Raw genomic sequence first — 22,105 nt, forward strand, 5'->3', positions numbered from 1 at the left:
ACGCTAGACATCGGCGGCCCTCCGTCCGCGTGAGGTGAACAGCAGGTACAGGCCCGTCACGACGAGCAGGAAGAGCAGCAGCAGGACGGACATCGCGGAACCGGTACCGAAGTTCCAGGTGACGAATGACGCCTGGTAGATGTGCACGGAGATGAGGTCGGCGGCCTCGGGCGCGGACTTGCCGAACAGCACGTACGGCGTGTTGAAGTCGTTGAAGGTCCACAGGAACAGCACGAGGACCAGCACCTGGTTGACCGGGCGCAGCGAGGGCAGGGTGATCCGGCGGATCTGCTGCCACATCCCGGTACCGTCCAGCGCGGCGGCCTCGTACAGCTCCTTGGGGATGTTCTGCAGTCCGGCCATCACGATGAGGAAGGCGAACGGCCAGCCCTTCCACACCGAGACGGTGAGCAGCGCGTAGAAGCTGTTGTCGCCGAGGAGCCAGAAGGCCGGCTTGTCGGTGAGGTGCAGCTGGTCGTGCAGGACGTGGTTCACCAGGCCGTTGTCGTGCTGGAACATGAACACCCAGGTGATGACGGCCGCGTAGACGGGCAGCGCGTAGGGCACCAGGAACAGCGCCCTGAGCAGTCCGCGGCCGCGGAAGGTGTCCTGCATGAAGATCGCGGCGGCGGTGCCGATCAGCCAGCACAGGGCGACCGACAGCAGGGTGAAGCCGACGGTGACGAGGAACGAGTGCAGCAGCGCGTTCCCGACGGGCGCGTCGAAGTCAACCGACACCTTGTAGTTGCCGAGGCCGGACCAGGGGGCCGTGCCCCAGTCGCGGATGTAGAACTGGGTGAGTTCCTTGAAGCTCATCACGATGCCGATGACCATCGGCACCAGGTGGACGAGGAGTTCGAGCAGCAGGGCGGGCAGGAGCAGCAGATACGGCAGGGTGACGCGGCGCAGCCGTCCGGTGCGGCGGGATTCGCGCCCCGCCGCACCGGACGGTGCCTGCCGCACCGGCTCCTTGAATGCGGTGGTCGTCATGTTCTCGCTCACGCCGCCGGCATCTGCTGCTGGGCCTTCTGCAGCTCGGCCTTGACCGAGTCGCTGGTCACCGCACGTCCGGCGGCGGCGTCGGCGAACAGGTTCTTGACGGCCGTACCGACCGTCGTCTCGAACTGTGATTCGGAGGCGACCTGCGGCAGGGCGGCCGCGCTGGTGGCGAGGGTGTTCTTCAGCACCGCGGTGGCGGGTCCGGCGAACGCGGGGTCCGCCTGGGCGGATGTGACCGGCGGGATGGAGCTGTAGGCCTTGTTGAGGATCTTCTGCTCGTCGTCGGAGGTCATGAACTTCACGAACCGCGTGGCGCCGTCGAGGTTGTGGGTGTTCTTGAAGACGGCCAGGTTGATGCCCATGACCGCCGAGTTGACCTGAGTGCCGGTGCCGGGGGTGCCGGAGATCACCGGTACCGGTGCGATGCCGTAGGCGTCCTCGCTCATGCCCTGGGACGTGAGGTTGGCGGCGGCGGACTGCCACAGCAGCATCGCCTGCTTGCCCTTGGCGAAGTCGCTGACGGACTGGTTCTGCGCGTACTCGGCGTCACCGGCCGGTATGACCTTGTCCTTGGCCATCAGGTCGACGTAGCTCTTGACCGCGTCCACCACCTTGGGGTCGGTGAAGTCCGGCTTGCCGTCCGCGGTGAAGAAGTCGGCGCCGTGCTGCTTGGCGAAGACGAAGACGTGGTGGATGTTCTCCGACAGGTTCGAACCCTCGGCGCCGAGCGGCGACTTGCCCTTGGCCTGGATCTTCCTGCTGTCGGCCGCCAGTTCGTCCCAGGTGGCCGGGGGCTTGGAGACACCGGCGTCGGCGAAGATCTTCTTGTTGTAGTAGAGGGCGTACGCCATCGAGTACAGCGGGACCGCGGCCGGGTCCTTGCCCGCCGCGCCGGTCGAGCCGAGCGCGGTCCCGGCGAACCGGTCCTTGCCGCCGATCTTGGCGAAGTTCTTCGTGTCCCACGGCAGCAGCGCGCCGGTCGCCTGCAGGGAGGCGCTCCAGGTGTTGCCGATGTTCAGCACGTCCGGGCCCTGGCCGGAGGTGGTGGCGGTGAGGATCCGGTTGAGCAGGTCGGGCCAGGGCACGACCTCCAGCTTCACCTTGATCCCGGTGGTCTTCTGGAACTTGTCGAGTTCGGGCTGGAGGACCTGCTTGTCGACGGCCACGCTGGCGCCCTGGTTGGAGGCCCAGTACGTCAGCGTCTTCGGCGAGTCGTCGGACCCGCCGCCGCTGGACGAGCCGCCTCCGCAGGCCGTGGCCGCGAGGACGAGAGACAGGGTGACGGCGCCTGTGGCCGCGGCTCGGATGCTGCGCATGGCTCCTGGTGTCCCTTTCCGGGAGTCGAGAACCCCGAGGCTGCTCACGGGGGTCGACACCCGTTCGCCCCCCGAAGCCCCTCATGGCTTAATTTAGGACGTGAGTTAAACCTCAAGAGAAACGCTCGTCAAGGGATGCGGCAGCGGCAAACGGACGGGCGGGCCGGAAAACCGCGGAGAACTGGGAGGCCAGGTGGCAGCGCTGGGCGGCCGTACGGTGCGTGACCTGCGGCGGGAGAGTCGCGGCGCCGTTCTGCAACGGTTGTATGTCGACGGTCCGATGAGCCGGCACGCACTGGGTCCGGCGACCGGGCTGAGTTCGGGCTCCGTCAGCAACGTCGTGACCGGACTGCTCGCCGACGGCCTGGTGGAGGAGGCGGGTGTGGTCGGCGCGGAGGCCGGCCGGCCGAGCCGGCTGCTGCGGGTACGGCCGGACAGCGGGCGGCTGATCGGGGTGGACGTCGGCGAGACCGGCGTACGGGTGGAGCTGCTCGATCTGGGGCTTGCCGAACTCGCCCGCATGGAACGCCCGTTGGGGCCACGGGGCTACGACGTCGAGAGTGTCGTCGGCCATGTCGCGGACGGGATCGCGGACGTCCTCGGCACGGCCGGGCTCGCGCCGGGCGAGCTGCTCGGCGTCGGCGTGGGCGTGCCCGGCATCGTCGAGGACGGCGGGCCGCGGGGCGCGGTCGTGCACGGCCAGACGGTCGGCTGGGACGCCGTACCGCTGGAGCGGCTGCTGCGCGCCTCGGGGCGGCTCCCGTCGCATGTGCCGTACTTCATCGACAACGGCGCCAAGGCGCTGGGGCAGGCGGAGATGTGGTTCGGCGGGGGCCGCGGCGCCCGCAACGCCGTCGTGGTGCTGTTCGGCTCGGGTGTCGGCGCGTGCGTCGTCAGCGAGGAGGCGGCGCGGGGGCGGTCGGTGGAGTGGGGGCATCTGACGGTACGGGTCGCGGGGCGCCGCTGCCGGTGCGGCGCGCTCGGCTGCCTGGAGGCGTACGCCGGGGCGTCGGCGCTGGTGGCGCGCTGGCGGGAGGCGGGCGGGCGGCCGTCGGGCGGGGCCGGCGAGGAGCGGGCCCTGACCGAGCTGCTGGCCGCGGCCCGCCCCGAGGGCGGCCGGGAGGCGGACCCGGTGGCCTCGGCCGTGCTCGCCGAGACCGCCGAGTACCTCGGCGCCGGCCTGTCCGACCTCATCAACCTCTTCCAGCCCGAGCGGGTCCTGGTCGGCGGCTGGGCCGGCCTGCTGCTCGGCGACGCCTTCCTCGACCGGGTCCGCGCTCACGCCCTGGCCAGGGCACTGCGCCACCCCGCGGGCCGGGTCCGCATCGAGCTGGGCCGGCTCGGACCGGACGCGGTGACCGTGGGCGCGGCGGTCCTCCCCCTCGCCGCGTTCTTCTCGGCCGGCGGCCACCGGCCCCGGCCGGGGCCGGCCACGCAGCCGGCACCGGCCTGGCGGGCGGCGGTGGAGGGGCGGCTGGTGTGAACCGCCCCTCCACCACCGGCTGTTCGGCGTGCTCCGGCGCTCCCGCTCAGCTCCTGCCCACCGGCCCCCGCGCCTCCCGCCTCTCTCGCGCGGCACCTCGGCGAGCCGCCGTCCCGCTCTCCTCCCCCGTCGCACGGCTGGTGCGGCGGACCTCGGGCAGGAGGGTGAGGAGGCCGAGCGCGGCGAGGGCGGCGCCGAGCCGGAGCGGGCCGCGCAGGCCCCAGGCGTCGATGCCGACCCCGCCCAGCGACGAGCCGACGACGACGCCGAGCGTGATGAAGGAGGAGTGCACGGTGTTGACGAGCGGGCCGTCGTCGGCGGCGCGCTGGACCCGGGTCGCCGTCGCCGGGTTCATGGTGACGCCGGCGAGGCCGATGCCGAGCAGGCAGGCCACCGCCGCGACGGGCACCCGGGCGAGCAGCGCGAAGCCCGTCAGGAAGAGCAGATCGAGCAGCAGGCCCACGGCGAGCACCGGCACGGTGTGCCGGTCGGCGAGGCGGCCGACGACCGTGTCGCCGACGACGGTGCGAGGCCCCGGTCGCCCGTGCGGGGCCCGCACCTCGCGCCGGGCGGGCGCGGGTGCGGGCCCCGCCCCCGTCACCGGACCGTCAGCGCACCGGTGCCGGTCGGGGTGCCGGGGCGTAGCCGGCGGGCCGGGTCGTGAAGGTGCCCCGGCCCTGGGTACGGCTGCGCAACCGGGTGGCGTAGCCGAACAGTTCGGCCATCGGCACGGTCGCGGTCAGCACGGCCGTACCGCCCCGAGCCTCGGAGCCGCCGACCCGTCCGCGCCGGGCGGCCAGGTCACCGAGGACCGAGCCGACGGCGTCCTCCGGCACGGTCACCGTGACCTCGGCGACCGGTTCCAGCAGGGCCGTCGCGCAGGCCCGCAGGGCCTCGCGGAGCCCGAGCCGGCCGGCGGTGCGAAAGGCCGTGTCGGAGGAGTCCTTCACATGGGTGGAGCCGTCGGTGAGGGTGACCCGCAGCCCGGTCACCGGGTGCCCGTCCAGCGGGCCCTCGGCGAGCGCGTCCCGGCATCCGGCCTCCACCGCGCGCACGTACTCCTGCGGCACCCGCCCGCCGGTCACGGCGGAGCGGAACACGAAGCCGGTGACGCCGACTTCGGGGCCGAGGGGATCTACATCGAGCACGACATGGGCGAACTGCCCAGCCCCGCCGTCCTGTTTGACGTGCCGGAACACAAACCCGCTCACCCCCTCGACGACCGTCTCCCGACAGGCGACCCGCGGCCGGCCCACGACGACCTCCGGCCCGTCGTCGCGGCGGATCTTCTCCACCGCGACCTCCAGATGGAGTTCGCCCATCCCGGACAGCACGGTCTGCCCGGTCTCGGGGTCGGTGCGCACCACCAGCGCGGGGTCCTCCTCGGCCAGCCGCGCCAGTGCCGTCGCCAGCCGACCGGTGTCGGTGGCGCGCCGGGCCTCGACGGCCACGGACACCACCGGCTCGGCGGCCCGCGGGGGCTCCAGGAGCAGCGGGGCCCCGGGGTCGCAGAGCGTGGCGCCGACCCGGGCCGACTTCACGCCGACGAGCGCGACGATGTCCCCGGCGACCGCCCGGTCGAGCTGGAGGTGCCGGTCCGCCATGACCCGCAGGATGCGCGCCACCCGCTCGGTGCGCCCGGTGCCCGGGTCCCACACGGTGTCTCCCTTCTCGATGGTGCCCGCGTAGACGCGCACACAGGCCAGCCGCCCGGTGGCACCCGCGTTCACCTTGAACACCAGCCCCGCGAAAGGTGCTTCGGGATCGGCGGCCCGCTCCTGCTCGGCGCCGTCGTGGACGCCTCGTACGGCGGGGACGTCCAGCGGCGAGGGCAGATAGGCCACGACCGCGTCCAGCAGGGGTTCGATGCCACGGTTGCGGTAGGCGGAGCCGCACAGCACGACCACGCCGTCCCCGCTGCGGGTGAGATCGCGCAGGGTGGCGGCGAGCGTGTCGCCGGAGAGGGTCTCGCGGTCGCAGAACTCCTCCAGCGCGGCCGGATGCAGTTCCGCGACCTTCTCCTCCAGCTCGCGCCGCCGCCGCGCGGCCTCCTGCCTCAGTTCCTCGGGAACCGGCACCCGCGTCGCCGTACCCACGTCGTCGGCCCACACCAGCGCGCGCATCCGCACCAGGTCGACCACGCCGGTGAACGTGTCCTCGGCGCCGATCGGCAACTGGACGACGAGCGGTGCCGGGTGCAGCCGCCGGCGGATCGAGTCGACGGCCCGGTCGAGGTCGGCGCCCGCCCGGTCCATCTTGTTGACGAACGCGATCCTCGGCACGCCGTGCCGGTCGGCCTGCCGCCACACCGACTCGCTCTGCGGCTCGACCCCGGCGACGGCGTCGAACACGGCGACCGCGCCGTCGAGGACGCGCAGCGAGCGCTCGACCTCGTCGGCGAAGTCGACGTGGCCTGGGGTGTCGATGAGGTTGATGCGGTGCTCGTCCCAGGCGCAGCTGACGGCGGCGGCGAAGATGGTGATGCCGCGGTCGCGTTCCTGCGGGTCGAAGTCGGTGACGGTGGTGCCGTCGTGCACCTCGCCCCGCTTGTGGGTGGTGCCGGTCGCGAACAGGATCCGCTCGGTGACGGTGGTCTTGCCCGCGTCGACGTGGGCGAGGATGCCGAGGTTGCGGACGGCGGCGAGGGTGGTGATGTGCGTACGCACGGCCCAGTGCCTTTCTGGCGATCAGATCTGACGATCAGGGAAAGGGGCGGCGCGATTGCCCGTGCGTCCTGCGGAGTGCCGGGACCCGGGCCGTCGGCGCGCGGGCCGGTGCGGCGGGGTCCGTCAGCTGGGCGTCACGGGTGTCCGGTGCCGGCCGCGCAGCGGGCACCGGCACCACCGGGACACGAGGATCACCTCGTACCGGGAACGGGGAGCGAGGACAGCGGTGCGTGTGCGCACGGCCGGGCTCCCCTCTGGTTCGGACGACAGGCGCCGCCGCACGGTCGTGGCGGCGCTCGGTACGGCACGAAGGTACGGGAGGGGGCCCGGCCGGGGCATCTGATTTTCCGGCCGCGGGGCGGGGGTTGCCGAGTCGCGTCGGTCGCGGCTCGCGAGGTGGTCGAGGACGGCCCGCGCGATCTGGGCGACGGGCCGGGGGTCCATCAGTCCGTGGTGAGTGACGTCCAGGTGGAGGTCGGTGATCCGGCCGTCCACGTGCGCGGCCCACGCCGAGGCGGAGGGCGTGCCCTCCGGGCGCTGCCGCAGGGCGGTGAAGAACAGCACGTCACCGGTGAAGCGGACCGGCTCGAAGGCCCGCATCATCGCCACATGGCGCTCCCACGCCTCCCCCATGGCGACGAGGTCCTGGGCCGAGAAGGAGTCGAAGGTGCTCTCCACCAGCACCTGCACCACCTCTTCCCGGGTCAGCGGTGTGCCGTCCGGGACGCCGCCGTTCGCCTGGAACATCTGGAGGAACACCGCCAGCGTCTCCTGCTCGTCCCGCTCGGGGCCTCGAACAGGTCCCGCAGGGCGAGTTCTTCACCGAGGGGCGCGCGGACACCTGACCCGCGAATCCGCCGAGCCCGCGCTGCAGACCGTGATCGCCGCCCTGGGTGCGCAGGCACCTCCGCACGCCGACGGCGCGGCGCGGAACGTGCGCGAGTAGCGTCGGCAGCGCATCGGTGCAGCAGCGGCCGGCGCCGGTGCCTCGGATGCACACTTCCAGGGCGTTTGCGGGCCGTGGCGATTTCCCGCTCACCCTCCGGGGGAGCCTGGGCTGGCCCGCTGCGGAACCCGGGAGACCCTCATGTACGAAGAGACCGTGTCGGAATCTGCGCAGGTCGGCGCCAACGGCTGCGGAGAGGGCGCCCGGGCGGTGCGTCCCGTGGCGTTCTACCGTGACGTGGACCGGTTGTTCCGGGCGGGTGCCGGCGGCACTCCCGGCCTGGGGCAGTTACTGGCACCGGGGCCGCTGGTCCTGTCCCCGGCCGACTGGGATATGCGGCGGCGCAGGTTCTCGGTGATCGAGACGTTCTTCCGTGTGACCCTGGACCTGTTCACCGCGTCCCTCCACGGCGAGGCGGACCCGCGTATCGCAAAGTTGCTGATCAACGACTGTCCCCCGGCCCTGGGTACGGACCATCATCGCGGCCTCGCCGCCCACCTGTTCACGCCCCCGTTGTTCTTCCGCACCGACGAGGCACCGGACGGCACTCTCTACGAGATCCAGTGCCCGGGCTCCGGCTGGGGCGAATACGAGCTGGTGCGCGATCTGTACGCCCAGCACGGCCTGTTGGACGGCGAGACATCGGTGCCGAGCCTCGCCCGCGGCTTCGTGGAGGAGGTGACCGCGCTGGGCCTCGCGGACGAGCCGATCCTGCACCTCACCGACAACGCGTCCGCGCCCGCGGGCGTCCGCTACTTCATCAACCGGACCAGGCCGCAGCTGCGTTACTTCAGCTGGGACGCGGACATCAAGTCCCTGGACTGCGGCCTGATCAGGTCCCACTGCTTCTTCAGCACCATGGCCGAGAACTTCGCCAGCCGACGGCTTCGCGCGGCCGAGGAGAAGGGCAGCCCCCTGTTCGACGTACCCCCGCATGTCACCTTCGCCCAAAAGGCGCCGATGGCACTGCCGTTCTGGTCCGTGACGCGCGGCGCGTTCCCCGATGCCGTCCGCGCCCTGTTCCCGCACACCCAGTTGGTGACCCCCGACGGCTTCGAGATGCCCGACGGGGAACACATCACACTGCACCGGTTCGCGAGCCTGCCCAAGGGCCGTCGCCACTTCTACCTGAAGAACGCCGGTTGCGACCCCGCCTGGAACTGGGGCAGCCAGTCGGTCACCCGTCTGCACGGCAGCAGCCGGTCCGTGCTCACGGCCCTGGAGCTGGCGGCGCGGCGGACGGCGGCCGGCAGCCCGTGGATCGTACAGCCCGAACACACCCGGCGTGAGCCGGTGACCTGGACCGACCCGGCCACCGGCGAGGAACGCGAGGGCGTCTTCCATGCCAAGTACTCCGCGTACCACGGCCCGCGCGGACTGCTGGCGGTCCTCGCGGAGTCCCGTGACCACACCAAGGTCCATTCCCAGACGGACACCGTGATGCGCCCGTGCGCCGCCGGACCTCCGGTCTGACGGAGTCGGTCCCGCGAAAGGTGCCGCCGCCCCGACCGCCGGTCCGCCGTGCCGCCGCTGCCCCCTGGCTGCCGTGCCCCGACCGCTGTCGCCTCCCTTACGCCTGCTGCCTCCCGTCGTCGGCGAGCCGTTCGGCCAGATGCCTCCGCAGCGCCCGCTTGTCGGGCTTGCCGACCTCGGTGAGGGGAATCCCGTCCACCGCGACGATGGTCCGCGGGACATGCCAGGGTGACTTCTCCGCGCGCACCAGGGCGCGGAGTTCCTCCTCGGGCACGGGGGCACCGGGGCGCCCGACCACCGCCGCGTGGAGCGCCTCCCCGGTCTCGTCGTCGGGCAGCGCCACCACCGCCACCTGACGGACCTCCGGATGACCGGCGAGCAGATCCTCGACCTCCCGGGTGTAGCAGTTGTGCCCCTCGACGATGGCCATGTCCCGCAGCCGGTCCACCAGGTACAGATAGCCGTCCGGGTCGAGCCGGCCCAGGTCGCCGGTCCGGATCCAGCCGTCCGTCACCGTCCGGGAGGTCAGCTCGGGCTGCCGCCAGTAGCCGTTCATGGTGTACGGCGAGCGCACCCACACCTCGCCGACGGTGCCGGCCGGCACGGAAGCGTCGGCGTCGTCGCGGATGCTCACCTCCACGCCGGGGCGCGGCCGGCCCGCCGACCGCAGCAGCTCGGGCCGCCCGCCCGTGTGGTCGTCGGGGTGCAGCACGGAGATCATCCGGGCCTCGTTCTGCCCGTAGCTCTGCGCGAGGATCGGCCCGAGGCGAAGGAGCGCCTCGCGCAGTCGGGGCTGGGCGATGGATGCGCCCATGTAGACGAGGAGCCGCAGGCTCGACAGGTCCGTCGTCGCCAGATCGGGGTGGTCCAGGAGTCGGTAGAGGCGGGTGGGCACCATGGTGGCCACGGTGACCCGGTCGCGTTCGACGGCCCGCAGCACATCGGCCGTGTCGAAGCCGTCGGTCAGGACGATCGTCCCGCCGTGCAGCAGGGTGGGCACGAGACCGATGCCGGGGACGGACGTCAGCGAAGGGAACGCCAGCAGCCTGCACGGCGGTGAGCCGGTGAAGACGGCGAGCGCGGGATCGGTGCGATCGGCGGGACCGGCCGGCGGCTCCCAGTGGCGGCACAGGGCGGAGAGCCGATCGAAGGTGTAGCCGGCGAGTCTGGGCCGGCCGGTGGTGCTCCCGGAGGTGAAGACGAGTTCGCCGAAGTCGTCCCCCCTGCCGCGGGCCGGCATCGGAGCGGGCGACTGGCGCGCCGCCGTCTCCAGCAGGTTCCGCCCCAGCGGGCTCGGCCCCAGGGACAGCGCCAAGGGGACCGCTCGTACGACCTCTGCGGCGGGTGCCGGCGGGGTGCGGGGCTCGAACACCAGGGCCTTCACACCGGCTTCGGCGAGAGCGGCCACCTGTCCCGGCGCCGGGGTCAGCACACTGAGTCTGACGTAGTAGCAGCCGAGCAACTGGGCGGCCAGCTGGGCGAGGACGGCGTGCGGCGTGTCCGTGGCCATGACCGCGACGCCGTCGCCGCGGCGCAGGCCGAGTTCGGCCAGGGCCCGGGCGAGCCGGAACACCTCGTCGTACGCCTCGCCGTACGTCAGCACGGGCCGGCCCTCGCGCAGGAACATCACCCGCTCCCGATGCCGGTCGAAGGCGCGCAGGAAGGCCGAGGGGTGGCAGGGTTCCTGCTCCCGCGATCCGCTTCCGGCCGGGTGCGGGTCAGGGGACACGGAGTCCATCGTTCGCTCCTCCGTCAGCGGAACGCGCGGGGTGCGGGGTGGGCGGACGGCCCGGCGCTTGAGCCTGCGTCCCGCCTCGCTGTGCGGGCACGGGCCGCGTCAGGAGCGAGGTCATGAGGGCGACCGCGTCCTGTTCCGCCACCGTGTGTTCGGGGACGAACGGCTCCGCCGCCGGACCGGAGCCGCCGGTGTGGACGACCATGACCCGATCGCCCGGGGACACCAGACCGTCCTCGACGGCCGCCAGCGCCCCGCACAGCGCATAGAGTCCCGCGCGCTCCCTGGGCTCGCCGTCCGGTGTGAGCGTGACACGGACACCCGCGTCCTCCAGCAACCGCACCGCGCGCCATTGCCCGTCGAGGAAGCGCCGGTTGGACAGTACGCGCACCGCTCCCCCGGTGTCGGCGCACACCTGCCGCACTTCGGCCACGAGGTCATCGGTGAGCACCCGTCGGAAGAGCGTGGGTTCCAGCATCGGGGCACTCGGGTCGGCGCCCTTGCCGTTGAGTGCCTCCGCGTACGGGGCCACCGCCTCCTGCTGCACGCCCAGCAGACGCGGGCCGGGAGCGGCGCCCAGCTCTTCGACGCCGCGGTAGTGGCCGAGGGGTCCGTACGCGCTCGACAGTGCCTGCACATGCCAGTTCCAGCCGTGCCCCAACTCCCGTGCCGCGTCGTCGAGGAAGCGGGCGCGGGGTTTGTTCCCCTCGTACTGGTCGGCCAGCGAGGGCAGGACCGGGACGCCCGCGGCCAGTGCCGCTTCGCGCAGGATCTGCTTGATGCGCTGTTCGCTCGCGTCCACCTCGACCAGGTCGACCAGCGGATGCGCGGCGAGGCGCGGGTGGATGCGCCGGCGTGAGTCCGGCGGGTACAGAATGACGCTGCGGATCCCGGCGTGGGCGGTGTAGCAGGCCAGCGCGTTCGCGGTGTTCCCCGAGCTCTGGGCGGCGACGACCGGGGTGCGCGTCTGCAGGGCGCGGGCCGTGGCCACACAGGCCACCCAGTCCTTGAACGTGCCGGTGTGGGAGAGGGTGGACAGGTCCAGCACGTCCAACTCCACGCCCTCGAAGGGCGCCAGGCGCACGATACGGGCGCCTTCGCGCTGCGACACGCGCCGCAGCGCGGCCTCCCCGATCCCCTCGACGTGCTCGGCGTAGCGCAGCACCACGCTCGCGTCTTCCCGGAAGACCTCCATTCAGCGTGCCTCCTCGCTCGCGAGGGCGGCCGAGCCGATGCGGGACAGCAGCGTGTCGTTGGAGGCGCCGACGATCGGCAGCGCCAGCGCGTCGCGGTAGTGGCGGCCCAGCGAGTCGTGGGGGTCGGCGTACCCCGCGCCCCCGCACAACAGCACGCAGGCCTGGACGATCTCCTGGAGGAGCGCGGTGCAGACGACCTTCGCCTCGTCCGGGCCGATCGTCGGCGCGGGGCCGAGGAGGTCGGTCCAGATCGCGCGCATCGCGGCCGTGCGCGCCCGCACCTCACCGACGCGCAGGCGGATCGCTCCCTGGGCGTCCGGGGGCCGTCGTCCGATGGTGCGGGCCGCGAACCGCGCGGCCTGGTCGCAGACGGCCTCGGCGCAGGCCACGGCGCGTGTCGTATAGCTCCGCAGGTCGCCTGCGCGCAGGCTGTCGGTGAGGTCGTGCCCCGGGCCGCCCAGGACGTCCCGCTCCGGGTCGAAGGCACAGCCGTCGAAGGTGACCGAGGCGAGAGAGACGCCGAGCACTCCGGGCCGGGGCAGTTCCGGGCCGATCCGCACCCCGTCGGCGGTGGGATCGACGAGGATGCCCAGTGTGGCCCGCCCGTCGCGGGCGAGGACGAGAATGCGGTCGGCGTGCCGGGCGTTGGTCACCCAGTCCTTGCGGCCGTGCAGGGTGCGGCGGCCGGCCGAGTCCCGTACATGTGTCGTCAGCAGTTCGGGATCGGAGCAGCCCTGCTCGTGGTAGGCGCGGGCGAAGACGGCCTCCCCGCAGGACATGACCGGCAGCCAGGCCGATCGCTGTTCGTCGGTGCCGTGCCGCAGCATCTGGCCGCACAGCTTCAGGTGCGTGCCCACCAGCGAGGCGAGGGACTGCCAGCTCCGCGCCAGCAGGTACAGCAACCGAGCCGTCGTGGCCTCTCCACAGCCGAGCCCGCCGTACCGGACGGGTACGTCGGCGCCGAACACGCCCAGTAACCGGAGCCGTTTCACCAGCTCGTCCGGGTATTCCTCCTCGGGCCGGCCGGCCAGGTACCGCGGGACCTCCCGCTCGGCGAAGAAGCCCACCTCGTCGACCAGTCGCCGTGCCGCGTCCGCATCGCAGTCGCCGTTGTGCATCCGACCTCGCTCACCTTCCGCCGTCCGTGCTCCCACGTGCTCGAAGGCACATCGTGGCGTGGCAGCACCGCGGAACCGGCGCGGACAGGAGCTAAACCCCCGGATCGAATGGCGATCACCGCTGACGGCCGGGCACGTGGTTCAGTCGGACGCGGCGTCGTGGGTGACGGTGACGACGATCTTGCCGACCTGGTCGCCTGCCTGCATGTACCGGTGCGCTTCGACGATGTCGCCGAGGTCGAAGGTGCGGTCGACGACCGGGGTGAAGGAGCCCGAGGCGAGGCCCGCGTTGACGAACGCGACCGCGCGGCGCAGCCGCTCCGGGTCCTTGGTGATCTCGAAGAGCGTGTAGGTCCTGCTGGTCAGCGCCGGGTAGGAATGCGCGTTGGGCAGCGGGGTGGGGCGCGGGTCGAGTGCGCCGTAGACGACCAGGGTGCCGCCGGGGGCGATGCCCTGGGCGATGGCCTCGACGCCGGGGCCGGCGACCGGGTCGAAGGCCAGGCGTACGCCGGCGCCGCCGGTGATCTCCTTGACGCGGGCGGGCAGGTCCTCGTCGTCGGTGACGATGACATGGGCCGCGCCGGCGTCGAGCAGCCGCTGCCTCTTGGCGGCGCCTCGCGTGGTGGCGATCGGGATCGCACCGATGTGGCGGGCCGTCTGGATGGCGGCCAGGCCGACGCTGCTGGAGGCCGCGGTGATCAGGACGTGGTCGCCGGGCCGCACCTGGCCGGCCTCGACGAGGGGGCCGTAGGCGGTGATGTAGGCCATCCACACGGCCGCGGCCGGTACGGGGCCGATGCCCGCCGGGCGCGGGACGACGGCAGCGGCGGGAACGACGACGTGGTCCCCGTAGGTGCCGTATGCGCTCTGCAGGAACGCGGGCACGACCGCGACCGGGTCACCCTCGGCGAGACCGTCCACTCCCTCGCCGACCGCCTCGACCACGCCCGCGGCCTCGTAGCCGAGCATGGAGGGGAAGACGGGCCGGTCGAAGTAGGAGCCTTCGCGGTACATGATCTCGGCTCGGTTGAGGCCGATCGCGTCGACGCGGATCCGCACCTCTCCTGCTCCCGGGGCGCGCACCTCCACATCACGGAGGGTCAGGACCTCGGGACCGCCGAGCCGGTCGAACTGCACAAGCTTTGCCATGAGTGGATCCGTCCTGGGAGGAGGGTTGCCGAAGCGCACCGCATCAGCTCGGTGCGTGCCCCCACCTCGCCCCAAAGTTCGACAGCCGTCAAACTTTGAGCGCTATCGAAATATGCGCGCATGCGACACCTCGAGGCCTCAGGTCGCCGCGCCTTCCCCCTCCGCCGCAGAGGCGGCCAGCACGGACGACAGGAGGCCGGGAAAACGCCCCTCCATCTCGTCCGCGCGCAGCGCGTTCATCTTCGTCGTCCCGACGTAGTACTGGCGGATCACGCCCGCCTCCCGCAGCACGTTGAAGTGGTGCGTCAAGGTCGACGCCGAGACCGGCGCGTCAAAGGTCCCGCAGCTCTTGTCCTCGCCGGACCCCGCCAATTGGGACACCACCCCCCGGCGCACCGGATCCACCAGCGCCTCCAGGATCTGCTGCAGCGAGACCTCCGACAACTCGGGATGGTCCACTGTCCGGGCGGCGGCACGAGGGCGGGCCACGGCGACTCCTTGAGGCGTTCTCGACACGGCCAAACCATCGTACGACCGCCATCGAACATCCCGCGCCCCAGTGGCGAACGGCACGGGAAACGCCCAGGCCCCCCACACCCTTGACGAAACGGAACAACGCTCCGTATATTAAACGGAACGATGCTCCGTTTCGTCTTTGGTCGTTGAAGGGACCTACGCGTCATGAATGCGCTCATGAATGCATCCACCGACACAGCCGACACCTTCAGTCCGCCCGCTCCCGTCCTCTCGGTCAGTCCGGTGGTGCTGCCGGCCCCCGGCCGCGCCGTCGACCTGGAGGTACGCGTCTCCGCACCCATGACCGGACACGACCTGCCGGTCATCCTCCTGTCGCACGGCCAAGGGCACTCGAACAACCTCTCCTCGCTGAACGGCTACGCCCCGCTCGCCAACCACTGGGCGGCGCACGGCTTCGTCGTGATCCAGCCCACCCATCTGAGTTCAAGGACGCTGAGCCTGGATCCGGCCACCCCCGGGGCGCCTCTGTACTGGCGATCACGGGCCGAGGACATGCAGCGCATCCTGGACCGGCTCGACGCGGTCGAGGCCGCCGTGCCGCAGCTCGCCGGGCGCCTGGACCACGGAAAGGTCGCCGTAGCGGGGCACTCGATGGGCGGGCACACCGCGAGCCTGCTGCTGGGCGCCCGGCTCACCGATCCCGAGGACGGATCGGAGGTGGACATGACCGAGCCCCGGATCCAGGCAGGTGTACTGCTGGCCGCACCCGGCAGGGGAGGCGACTCCCTCACCGACTTCGTGGCCGAGAACTACAGCTTCTTCTCGACCATCGACTTCTCCGGAATGACGACGCCCGCGCTGGTGGTCGCCGGTGACAAGGACAGCTCCGCCCATCTGACGGTTCGGGGCCCGCAGTGGCACGCCGATCCGTACGTCCTCTCCCCGGGCCCCAAGTCGCTGCTCACCCTGTTCGACGCAGAGCACGGGCTCGGCGGGATCTCCGGGTACGACGTCGCCGAGACCACGGACGAGAACCCGGACAGAGTCGCCGCGGTCCAGCGGCTCACCTGGGCCTACCTCCGCAGCCGGCTCTATCCCGGGGATCCCGCCTGGCAGGCGGCCTGCGACACGCTGACGTCAGGACCCAAGCCGTTCGGACGGATCGAATCCAAGTAGGCGCCGGGGAGTTCGGCGCGCTTCACCAGATCGAGGATCAGCGCGGCGATGTCCTGCGGAGCCTCCTCGGCCATGAAGTGGCCCGCCCGGGTGGTGAAGTGCTGAAGGTCGGTGGTCCAGGGCCGCCAGATCGCGGTGGCATCGAACCCCAACTGCCGCCCCCAGTCCTGCTGGACGACCATGACGGGCATGGTGAGCCGGTTGCCGGCGTCGAGGTCGGCCTGGTCGTGCTCGATGTCGACGGTCGCGGTGGCGCGGCAGTCGGCGACGATCGACGCGACGGCGTGCCGGCTCGCTCGAAGGTATTCGGCCCGTACGTCCGCCGGGATCGCGTCGGGGCTCGTGGACCAGGCGTCGAGGAAGTGGCCGAAGAACGCGTCGGCGCTGGCGGCGATCATCTGCTCGGGCAGACCGGGCGGCTGGGCCATCAGATACAGGTGGAAGGCCACCGCCGCGCCGACACCGTGGAGGACGTTCCAGGTGTCCAGGGTGGGCACGATGTCCAGGATTCCCAGGTGGCTGACCCGATCCGGGTGGTCCAGGCCGGCCCGGAAGGCGACGTGCGCGCCGCGGTCGTGCCCGACCAGTGCGAATCGGTCGAACCCGAGTACGTCGGCCAGGGCGACGATGTCGGCGGCCATCGTCCGCTTCGCGTAGGTGCCCTCATCGACCGCTTCCGGCTTGCCGCTGGCGCCGTAGCCCCGCAGGTCGGGGCAGACCACGGTGTGGTGCTCGGCCAGGACGGGAGCGACATGCCGCCACATCAGGTGGGTCTGGGGAAAGCCGTGCAGCAGCACGAGGGCCGGTCCTTCACCGCCGACCGCCGCGCTCAGCCGAACGCCGTCAGCCACCTCGATCGACCGGTACTCGAACCCCGAAACGGTGATGCCCATCGTTGTCGTCTCCTTCGCGCGCACGCGTGAGCCACTGCCGCTCACCCGTGGCTGGACGGTGGATGCATGGAACGGGATGAGGATCGGAGAGCCGGGTCAGCAGTGGATCAGCGGCGGATCGGCAACGGCAGCACGGAGGCCGACGACAATGACGGCATGGAGATCCTCGTCGACGTGCTCGGGCCGATCGAGGTCAGGGATGTCGAGGGCCGCCCCGTGCCGGTCGGCAGCCGGCGCCGCCGGGAGCTTCTGGGACGGCTGGTCGCGGCCGGTGGCCGGGCCGTTCCGCTCGCGGTGCTGCTCGGTGATCTGTGGGAGGACCCGCCCTCCACGGCAGCCGGAACGGTCCGGACCTTCGTCGCCGAGTTGCGTCGTGCCCTCGAACCGGACCGTCGCCCGCGGACCCGGTCGCACACCATCGAGACCGTCGGCACCGGGTACGCCCTGCGGATCCCCCGGCCGCATGTCGACGCCCTCCGCTTCGAGGACACGCTGCGGGCCGTACGCGACGAACCCAGTGCCCAGGTCGCCGCCGAGCTGAGCGAAGCGCTCTCGTGGTGGCGGGGCGAGCCGTACGCGGACCTCGACACCTCGCCCTGGCTGGCGCAGGAGCGCGCCCGTCTGGAGGAACTCCACCGTCAGGCCGTCGAGTCGCACGCCGGGGCGGTGCTCGACCTCGGACGTGGCGCGCCCCTCGTGCCGGAGCTGGAGGCGTTCGCCGGTACGCACCCGTGGCGGGAGCATGCCTGGACGCTGCTGTCCCGCGCCCTGTACCAAGCCGGCCGCCAGGTCGATGCGTTGGCGGCGCTGCGCGGGGCTCGCGCCAGGCTGCTGGACCAGTTCGGGCTGGAATCGGTGGACGGTCTCGACCATCTCGAACGTGACATCCTCCGGCACGCTCCGCACCTCACGGCCGCACCCCGGGGCGAGGACCGGCTGCGTCTGCTCACCCGCACCGAGGCGGCGGGCACCTACACCCGGCTGCGCTCGATGAGCACCGTGGCCGGGGCCGCCGCGGTGACGGGCGGCACCAACCTGGTGCTCGCCCAGGAGCAGCGCGCCAGTGCTGCGGCGGAGGCGGAGGCGGCGGGCGACGCCGGCCGCACCGCGCGGGTGATCGCGGCGTACGACGTCCCCACCATCTGGACGCGCCCGGACGATCCTGACCGGTCCGAGGCCCTGGTCGCGACCACGCGGCGCACCCTGCAGCGGCTGGGTCCACAGGCCCCACCGGCGCTTCGAGCACGGCTCCTCGCCACCATCGGGCTCGAGCATCGCGGAACCCGGGACCGCTGGGCCGCCGAGGCGGCGGCGGAAGCCGAACGCATCGCCCGGGATCTGCACGACCCCAACGTGCTGGTACTCGCGCTCAACGCCCGGTTCGTGCAGTCCTTCCAGCGCCCCGGGCGCACGGGCGAACGTGACGCCATCGCCGATGAGCTGATCGCTCTCTCCACGCGCCACGATCTGCCGTTGTTCGAGATCCTCGGCCATCTGATCAAGATCCAGGTCCACGCCGCCCGGGACGACACGGAGGCGGCACAACGCCACGTCGAGGCAGCCGAGCGGCTCGCCACCGTGCACGAGACGCCGGTCGTCCACGTTCTCACCGCCGCCTTCCAGGTCATGCGGCTGGCAGCACGATCGGGCGACCCCGGCGAAGTCGCCCGCGCCTATCGCACCCTGGCCACCGACCTGGCCGGCGCCGGCCTGCCCGGGATGGAAGCGGGCACCCTCCCGCTCGCGCTGCTGTCGCTGCGCCTGCGACACCGAGGTCCCGCACCGACGGACGGCGACCTCGACTGGGGCCCGTGCCGCCCCTGGGTCCAGCCTCTCCTCGACCTCGCCCACGGCGACCTCGCATCAGCCCGGCGCGCCGCCGCCGACCTGCCCGCACCCGCCGCCGACCATCTGTACGACGCGCTCTGGGCCGTCACCGCGCACACCGCGATCCTGCTCCAGGACGCCTCACTCGCCGCACGGGCCCACGACGCCCTGTCCCCGCTGCGCGGCCAGCTCGCCGGCGGCACCACGGCCATGATCACCTTCGGCCGCGTCGACGACATCCTGGCAGCCCTCGCCCAGCACTTCGACCGTCACTGACACACGTACACGGCCCCGGCGCGCCGGCCCGCACCCGCTCAGTCGTGCGGCGCCTTCCCGCTCACCCGGTGGTCCGCGTGGCTGAGCGCCTCCATGACCAGGCGGCGCAGATGTCCGTCGCTGAGGCGGTAGTAGATGTGCCGTCCCTCGCGTCGCGTCTCCACCAGTCCCGCGAGCCGCAGCTTCGCCAGGTGCTGGCTGACCGCGGTCCGCGAGGCCGTGCACTGCTCGGCCAGCGACCCGACGTCCGACTCCGCCTGCGCCAGCAGCCACAGCACGTGCAGCCGGGTCGCGTCGGACAGCAGCGCGAACACCTCGGTCGCCTCCGCGAGGCGGGCGCCGTCCGGGGGGCGCAGATGCGTATCGGACGCAGGTGGCAGAGGCTCGCGAGCAGGCATGTACACAGAGTAGAGGGCCGCACCGGGATCCGAGCGCGTCGGTCACCGGGGCTTGGAATCAACATGTGCGTAGATGCGCACCTGTGGGTACAGTGGGAGGTGCAGCCCGCATCCCACCCGCCCGTCCGGGGGAACGCACCATGCTCTCCGTCCTGCGCAACCGCACCTACCGCCGCCTCTTCGCCGCCCAGGTCATCGCCCTCGTCGGTACCGGCCTGGCCACGGTCGCGCTCGGTCTGCTCGCCTACGACATCGCCGGCGCGAACGCGGGCTCGGTCCTGGGTACCGCGCTGGCGATCAAGATGGTGGCGTACGTCGCGATCGCCCCGGCCATCGGCGCGGTCGCCGACCGGCTCCCCCGCCGCGCCCTCATGGTCGGAGCCGATCTGACCCGGGCCTGCGTCGCGCTGATGCTGCCGTTCGTCGACCAGGTCTGGCAGGTCTACGTCCTGATCTTCCTGCTCCAGTCGGCGTCGGCCGCCTTCACGCCCACCTTCCAGGCGGTCGTCCCCGACGTGCTGCCGGGCGAGCGCGACTACACCCAGGCGCTGTCGATGTCCCGCCTCGCCTACGACCTGGAGAGCCTGTTCAGCCCGGCGCTCGCCGCGGCCCTGCTGTCGGTGATCACCTACAACTGGCTGTTCCTGGGCACGGTCGCCGGCTTCCTCGCCTCGGCGGCACTGGTGGTCGGAGTGCTGCTGCCGAAGCCGGTCACGCCCTCGGCACCTCGCACCGGGAGCGCGTACACCAAGGCCACGGCGGGCAGCCGCCTCTTCTTCGCCACACCGCAGTTGCGCGCCCTGCTCGCCCTCAACCTCGCGGTCGCGGCGGCGAGCGCCATGGTCACCGTCAACAGCGTGGTCTACGTCCGCGACCACCTGGCCCGCGGCGCCGCCGACGTGTCCCTCGCACTCGGCGCGTACGGGGCCGGCTCCATGATCGTGGCGCTGCTCCTGCCGCGCGTCCTCGAACGGGTCAGCGACCGCGCGGTGATGCTGCCCGGCGCCCTCCTGCTCACGCTCGTCTTCGCCGCGCTCGGTGCCGTGACGGCGGCGGGCGGCGGCGCCTGGCGCTGGCCCGCGCTCCTGCTCACCTGGGCCGCGTTCGGCGCCGCGTGCTCCATGGTGCTCACCCCGACCGGACGGCTGATCCGCCGCTCCGCCCCACCAGAGGAACGCGCCTCCGCCTTCGCCGCCCAGTTCTCGTTCTCGCACGGCTGCTGGCTGTTGACGTACCCGCTGGCCGGCTGGCTCGGCGCGGCGGCGGGCCTTCAAGCGGCGGTGATCGCCCTGGGCGCGATCGCCCTGGCGTCCGGCCTGCTGGCGGTACGGCTGTGGCCGGCGCGGCAGCCGGTGGCCGCCGAGCACGAGCACACCGACCTCCACGACGGCCACCCGCACCTCTCGGACGCCGTCCGTGTTCCGGATGGCTGGCGACACAGCCACACCCGCCTCACGGACGCGCTCCACACGCACCCTTGAGGCGCGGTCGGAGCCGGTGGCCGCATCGGTGTCCATCGCCGCGGCGGCGCCACGGAGTCGTCGCCGAAAGGCGCTTCTCCGATTTGCCAGGGGTTGGCGAGATCACGGGTGGCGGATGCGACGGGGCTTTCCACGGGCGTCGCCAAACCGGCTAACTTGTGGACTCAGAGTCGGCACAAAGCCCAACAATTCACCCTTTTCACCACGTCTGCGAGGCGCCTCGTCATGAGTCTGAGCATCCGCAACCAGATCCCCGGCACCGTCACCGCCGTCACCTCCGGCGAGGTGATGGCGACCGTGAAGGTGCGTCTCGACGGCGGCCAGGACCTCACTGCGGCGATCACCCTGGAGGCCGTCAAGGACCTGGGGCTCGCCGAGGGTTCGGCCGTACACGCCATGATGAAGTCCACCGAGGTGGCTCTCGCCACCGCCCGTGTGGAGGGGCTGTCGATCCGCAACCAGCTGCCCGGCACCGTCAGCGACGTCGCAACAGGCGGGGCCATGGCGACGGTCAAGGTGACGGTCGACGGCGGCGAACTCACCGCCGCGGTCACCAAGGACGCGGTCACCGACCTCGCTCTGGCGGCCGGTTCGCCGGTCGTGGCGCTGATCAAGTCGACGGAGGTGTCCCTCGCGACCACGTGACCGCCTGGGTACGCGGTGAGCTGCGCGGACAGCCGGCCGCAGGGCGGCCGACCCGTCCGCCGCGACTCACCCGGGTGTGCCCCGGCCACGGCAGCACGAGGAGTCAGCAGCTACGCTGCGCGGGACAGTGCGCTGATGGGACGAGATGACGGGACAGGGTGCGATCGTGGCCGAGGAGCCTGTCCCCGGGGTCGGGAGCGCCGGTCGTATCCCTCCCGGGCAGCGGCATGTGCACGGCTGGCCCGTCTCCCACTACGGCCCCGTCCCCCGCTTCCGCCCCGAGCGTTGGAACCTGCGCGTCTTCGGCGCCACCGCCTCCGGCGAGACACATGAGTGGGCCTTCGACGACCTGGCCGGCCTGCCCCGCACCACGGTCGTCGCCGACCTCCACTGTGCGAGCGGCCCCACCTCCACCGGACACGAGTGGTACGGCATCCCCGCCGCCACCGTCCTGGACCTGGCCCCACCGGCACCGGGGGTCACGCACATCATGGCCTGGGCGGAGTACGGCTACTCCGCCAATCTGCGCCTCGGCGACCTCACCTCGCCCCGGACCCTCATGGCCACCCACCACAACGGCGAACCCCTCACCGCCGAACACGGCTTCCCCCTCCGTCTGGTGGTCCCCCACCTCTTCGGCTACAAGGGACCCAAATGGCTGCGCGGCATCGAGTACATGACGGCCGACAGACGCGGCTTCTGGGAGGAACGCGGCTACCACAACATCGCCGACCCCTGGAAAGAGCAGCGCCACTCCTACCAGGAACAGCCGGCCGACGGACCGACTCCGTCGGCCCGCCAGGGGCGCTGACGGCGCGCGTCCCGCTTCCCGTAGGCCGCCGAGCTGGGCC

At 72.1% G+C, this 22,105-nt stretch carries 19 protein-coding genes; 7 read left to right on the forward strand and 12 right to left on the reverse strand.

Annotated features, from left to right (window positions below; all coding sequences use genetic code 11):
- Positions 1-3: 3 nt before the first annotated feature.
- Together AQI95_RS22775 and AQI95_RS22780 are read right to left on the reverse strand one after the other, a co-directional pair.
- On the reverse strand, positions 4-990 hold the full coding sequence (locus AQI95_RS22775; protein ID WP_067126681.1) for a carbohydrate ABC transporter permease: 987 nt from the start codon (positions 988-990) through the stop codon (positions 4-6).
- An 8-nt stretch (positions 991-998) separates the two neighbouring features.
- Positions 999-2,315: an ABC transporter substrate-binding protein gene (locus AQI95_RS22780; protein ID WP_067126684.1), complete on the reverse strand. Its 1,317-nt coding sequence runs from the start codon at positions 2,313-2,315 to the stop codon at positions 999-1,001.
- A gap of 193 nt (positions 2,316-2,508) precedes the next feature.
- Between AQI95_RS22780 and AQI95_RS22785 the strand changes: the two genes are divergently transcribed.
- On the forward strand, positions 2,509-3,798 hold the full coding sequence (locus AQI95_RS22785; protein WP_067126687.1) for an ROK family transcriptional regulator: 1,290 nt from the start codon (positions 2,509-2,511) through the stop codon (positions 3,796-3,798).
- Between the two features lie 46 nt (positions 3,799-3,844).
- Here the strand turns inward: AQI95_RS22785 and AQI95_RS22790 are convergent, their stop codons facing one another.
- The 3 genes from AQI95_RS22790 to AQI95_RS22800 all read right to left on the reverse strand — a co-directional run bounded on the left by AQI95_RS22790 (position 3,845) and on the right by AQI95_RS22800 (position 7,223).
- Positions 3,845-4,399, reverse strand: a complete 555-nt coding sequence (locus tag AQI95_RS22790) for an MFS transporter (RefSeq protein WP_079071403.1) — start codon at positions 4,397-4,399, stop codon at positions 3,845-3,847.
- A gap of 7 nt (positions 4,400-4,406) precedes the next feature.
- Positions 4,407-6,464 carry an elongation factor G gene (gene fusA / locus AQI95_RS22795; RefSeq protein ID WP_067126690.1) on the reverse strand — a complete coding sequence of 686 codons (2,058 nt, stop codon included), beginning with the start codon at positions 6,462-6,464 and terminating at the stop codon, positions 4,407-4,409.
- Positions 6,465-6,587: 123 nt separating this feature from the next.
- The gene (locus AQI95_RS22800; protein ID WP_067126693.1) at positions 6,588-7,223 is read right to left on the reverse strand and encodes a hypothetical protein; all 636 of its coding nucleotides are present in this window, start codon (positions 7,221-7,223) and stop codon (positions 6,588-6,590) included.
- 343 nt (positions 7,224-7,566) lie between these two features.
- On the opposite strand from AQI95_RS22800, the gene AQI95_RS22805 reads away from it, so the two are divergent.
- Complete coding sequence (locus AQI95_RS22805; protein ID WP_159056557.1) at positions 7,567-8,883, forward strand: hypothetical protein; 1,317 nt, start codon at positions 7,567-7,569, stop codon at positions 8,881-8,883.
- A gap of 97 nt (positions 8,884-8,980) precedes the next feature.
- On the opposite strand, the gene AQI95_RS22810 is transcribed toward AQI95_RS22805, so the two are convergent.
- From AQI95_RS22810 to AQI95_RS22830, 5 genes are all read right to left on the reverse strand, one after another.
- Complete coding sequence (locus tag AQI95_RS22810; protein ID WP_067126699.1) at positions 8,981-10,621, reverse strand: AMP-binding protein; 1,641 nt, start codon at positions 10,619-10,621, stop codon at positions 8,981-8,983.
- The gene (locus tag AQI95_RS22815; protein WP_067126702.1) at positions 10,602-11,813 is read right to left on the reverse strand and encodes a pyridoxal-phosphate dependent enzyme; all 1,212 of its coding nucleotides are present in this window, start codon (positions 11,811-11,813) and stop codon (positions 10,602-10,604) included. The genes AQI95_RS22810 and AQI95_RS22815 overlap by 20 nt, the downstream gene beginning before the upstream one ends.
- Positions 11,814-12,932 (reverse strand): acyl-CoA dehydrogenase family protein, encoded by a 1,119-nt coding sequence (locus AQI95_RS22820; protein ID WP_067126705.1) that lies wholly within the window; start codon positions 12,930-12,932, stop codon positions 11,814-11,816.
- A gap of 141 nt (positions 12,933-13,073) precedes the next feature.
- Entirely contained in the window at positions 13,074-14,081 is a 1,008-nt protein-coding gene (locus AQI95_RS22825; protein WP_067126708.1) for a zinc-dependent alcohol dehydrogenase family protein, read from the reverse strand.
- A 138-nt stretch (positions 14,082-14,219) separates the two neighbouring features.
- Positions 14,220-14,570: an ArsR/SmtB family transcription factor gene (locus AQI95_RS22830; protein WP_067126711.1), complete on the reverse strand. Its 351-nt coding sequence runs from the start codon at positions 14,568-14,570 to the stop codon at positions 14,220-14,222.
- Between the two features lie 204 nt (positions 14,571-14,774).
- Here AQI95_RS22830 and AQI95_RS22835 point away from each other — a divergent pair, with 204 nt between their 5' ends.
- A complete protein-coding gene (locus AQI95_RS22835; protein ID WP_067126714.1) occupies positions 14,775-15,734 on the forward strand; it encodes an alpha/beta hydrolase family protein in 960 nt (319 codons plus the stop codon).
- Here the strand turns inward: AQI95_RS22835 and AQI95_RS22840 are convergent.
- Positions 15,650-16,627, reverse strand: a complete 978-nt coding sequence (locus AQI95_RS22840; RefSeq protein ID WP_079071404.1) for an alpha/beta fold hydrolase — start codon at positions 16,625-16,627, stop codon at positions 15,650-15,652. The two genes, AQI95_RS22835 and AQI95_RS22840, sit on opposite strands and share 85 nt — an antisense overlap.
- A 66-nt stretch (positions 16,628-16,693) precedes the next feature.
- Between AQI95_RS22840 and AQI95_RS22845 the strand changes: the two genes are divergently transcribed.
- A complete protein-coding gene (locus tag AQI95_RS22845) occupies positions 16,694-18,730 on the forward strand; it encodes an AfsR/SARP family transcriptional regulator (RefSeq protein ID WP_244188814.1) in 2,037 nt (678 codons plus the stop codon).
- Positions 18,731-18,768: 38 nt separating this feature from the next.
- On the opposite strand, the gene AQI95_RS22850 is transcribed toward AQI95_RS22845, so the two are convergent.
- Positions 18,769-19,128, reverse strand: a complete 360-nt coding sequence (locus tag AQI95_RS22850) for an ArsR/SmtB family transcription factor (protein WP_067127460.1) — start codon at positions 19,126-19,128, stop codon at positions 18,769-18,771.
- A 140-nt stretch (positions 19,129-19,268) separates the two neighbouring features.
- Between AQI95_RS22850 and AQI95_RS22855 the strand changes: the two genes are divergently transcribed.
- The 3 genes from AQI95_RS22855 to AQI95_RS22865 all read left to right on the forward strand — a co-directional run bounded on the left by AQI95_RS22855 (position 19,269) and on the right by AQI95_RS22865 (position 22,065).
- The gene (locus AQI95_RS22855; RefSeq protein ID WP_067126717.1) at positions 19,269-20,609 is read left to right on the forward strand and encodes an MFS transporter; all 1,341 of its coding nucleotides are present in this window, start codon (positions 19,269-19,271) and stop codon (positions 20,607-20,609) included.
- 225 nt (positions 20,610-20,834) lie between these two features.
- On the forward strand, positions 20,835-21,254 hold the full coding sequence (locus AQI95_RS22860) for a TOBE domain-containing protein (protein WP_067126720.1): 420 nt from the start codon (positions 20,835-20,837) through the stop codon (positions 21,252-21,254).
- A 145-nt stretch (positions 21,255-21,399) separates the two neighbouring features.
- On the forward strand, positions 21,400-22,065 hold the full coding sequence (locus tag AQI95_RS22865) for a molybdopterin-dependent oxidoreductase (RefSeq protein WP_079071405.1): 666 nt from the start codon (positions 21,400-21,402) through the stop codon (positions 22,063-22,065).
- Positions 22,066-22,105 lie beyond the last annotated feature (40 nt).

It is taken from the genome of Streptomyces yokosukanensis (genome assembly GCF_001514035.1).
Taxonomy (GTDB): domain Bacteria; phylum Actinomycetota; class Actinomycetes; order Streptomycetales; family Streptomycetaceae; genus Streptomyces; species Streptomyces yokosukanensis.

What these genes read in the sequence shown, in the direction of transcription:
- AQI95_RS22775 (WP_067126681.1), bottom strand. Translation starts at nt 990, where the DNA reads ATGACGACCACCGCATTCAAGGAGCCGGTGCGGCAGGCACCGTCCGGT.
- AQI95_RS22780 (WP_067126684.1), bottom strand. Translation starts at nt 2,315, where the DNA reads ATGCGCAGCATCCGAGCCGCGGCCACAGGCGCCGTCACCCTGTCTCTC.
- AQI95_RS22810 (WP_067126699.1), bottom strand. Translation starts at nt 10,621, where the DNA reads ATGGACTCCGTGTCCCCTGACCCGCACCCGGCCGGAAGCGGATCGCGG.
- AQI95_RS22815 (WP_067126702.1), bottom strand. Translation starts at nt 11,813, where the DNA reads ATGGAGGTCTTCCGGGAAGACGCGAGCGTGGTGCTGCGCTACGCCGAG.
- AQI95_RS22820 (WP_067126705.1), bottom strand. Translation starts at nt 12,932, where the DNA reads ATGCACAACGGCGACTGCGATGCGGACGCGGCACGGCGACTGGTCGAC.
- AQI95_RS22825 (WP_067126708.1), bottom strand. Translation starts at nt 14,081, where the DNA reads ATGGCAAAGCTTGTGCAGTTCGACCGGCTCGGCGGTCCCGAGGTCCTG.
- AQI95_RS22835 (WP_067126714.1), top strand. Translation starts at nt 14,775, where the DNA reads ATGAATGCATCCACCGACACAGCCGACACCTTCAGTCCGCCCGCTCCC.
- AQI95_RS22840 (WP_079071404.1), bottom strand. Translation starts at nt 16,627, where the DNA reads ATGGGCATCACCGTTTCGGGGTTCGAGTACCGGTCGATCGAGGTGGCT.
- AQI95_RS22845 (WP_244188814.1), top strand. Translation starts at nt 16,694, where the DNA reads ATGGAACGGGATGAGGATCGGAGAGCCGGGTCAGCAGTGGATCAGCGG.
- AQI95_RS22850 (WP_067127460.1), bottom strand. Translation starts at nt 19,128, where the DNA reads ATGCCTGCTCGCGAGCCTCTGCCACCTGCGTCCGATACGCATCTGCGC.
- AQI95_RS22855 (WP_067126717.1), top strand. Translation starts at nt 19,269, where the DNA reads ATGCTCTCCGTCCTGCGCAACCGCACCTACCGCCGCCTCTTCGCCGCC.
- AQI95_RS22860 (WP_067126720.1), top strand. Translation starts at nt 20,835, where the DNA reads ATGAGTCTGAGCATCCGCAACCAGATCCCCGGCACCGTCACCGCCGTC.
- AQI95_RS22865 (WP_079071405.1), top strand. Translation starts at nt 21,400, where the DNA reads ATGACGGGACAGGGTGCGATCGTGGCCGAGGAGCCTGTCCCCGGGGTC.